This window comes from Ectobacillus panaciterrae DSM 19096 (assembly GCF_000430785.1).
GTDB classification, from domain to species: domain Bacteria; phylum Bacillota; class Bacilli; order Bacillales; family Bacillaceae_G; genus Ectobacillus; species Ectobacillus panaciterrae.
The window spans coordinates 1-1,297 of sequence record NZ_AUMR01000201.1 but is presented as its reverse complement, the minus strand read 5'-3'; the positions used below and the strand labels follow the sequence as shown (position 1 = coordinate 1,297).

Genomic DNA, 1,297 nt, shown 5'->3' with positions numbered 1-1,297 from the left:
ATTGTTCTTTGAAGGGATTGAATAGTCTTTGAATATTGGTTTAGGATTGATATCAGTACCTTTTGCAATGATTTTTATTGTATTAGGTGTACTTTTACGAAAAAAGAAAGATAAATTTGTTGGTAATGGGTTATTAGTAGCAGGAATGATTATTTTATCGGTGAGTGTTCTATTACTCACTGGAATCTATGACCCCTATGCTGACCACATTCGATAAACACTCTTCTCAAGAAGGATTGTAATGAACTTCCGATAAATTATGTTATGTAAACTAACTGCAAAGAGTTGTACTATTAGTTTTTGTTCCTGAATGTACTGATATTGAGGAGGAAAAAACTATATGATTACAGCTCTTTGTTATTTAGCCGGTATTGGCCTTTTAGCATACATTGTACGCAAAACTAACTCTGATCCTATAGATCCCTCAGATTATCCTATGAAAAGTGACAATAAATTAACTGGCTTCACTGAAGATGCTGGGGATTCTGACGGCGACGAAGGAGATGGAGACTCAGATTAATAATTAACTACCGATAACACTGATTATGTAAACGAAAAGTCCCTTCAGAATGATCTGAAGGGACTTGTTATAGGCTTGTAGATACATTGAACCTTTCCACTATATTAGAGTTCGAATAATATTTTTTATACGATCCAGTGAAATTCACCAATTTATTATATTCACCAGTTATAATGATTAGACAAGCCTATTGAATTTAGGTGTATTTTATAAATTCTAAACTTCCGATATGAACTCAGAAGGAGAAGATATAGTTCCCTCTTCCTAATTGATAATGATAATCTTTATCGATTTTTAGTATTATCTATTTCTTTTTCTTTCTAATTTGTATTAATTACTCTTATATTTAAAACATTTACAAATTGAATCTTAGTCTTAGTTTAATAAACGAGGATGGTACGAATAAAAAAGTAGTTGCATTATAAAGTTTGATAAAAATTAAGTGTATAAGATGTAAGTAAGGAGGAATGAATATGGTTTTAGTTTGTACCCATCATGTTAAGGAAGGCATAAAAATTCTAAATGTACCTCATATCAAAAAAATTCGGAATGATGAGGAGAGTCCTCGATGTTTATTTTGTAATCATAGGGCAGAATTCAAATTTTTTTATGATACTCCTATATCCAAAAGATATAAACAAAATTTAAAAAGAATGATTCATACTTAACCAATCCATACCATTAAAGGGATTCAAATTCTTGAGAAGCTATCTGAAATTCATCTCGAAGAAATAAAAAAAATCGGTTTGTTTAAGGATTTTTGATAAAACTCAATGA

At 30.2% G+C, this 1,297-nt stretch carries 2 protein-coding genes; one reads left to right on the top strand and one right to left on the bottom strand.

Going from position 1 to position 1,297, the window contains the following annotated elements; genetic code table 11:
• A partial coding sequence (locus H540_RS34280) for a hypothetical protein (RefSeq protein ID WP_211241923.1) occupies positions 1–180 on the bottom strand: 180 nt, incomplete at its 3' end.
• Positions 181–340: 160 nt separating this feature from the next.
• Here H540_RS34280 and H540_RS0122295 point away from each other — a divergent pair.
• Positions 341–520, top strand: a complete 180-nt coding sequence (locus H540_RS0122295) for a hypothetical protein (protein WP_028402442.1) — start codon at positions 341–343, stop codon at positions 518–520.
• Positions 521–1,297: the final 777 nt, after the last annotated feature.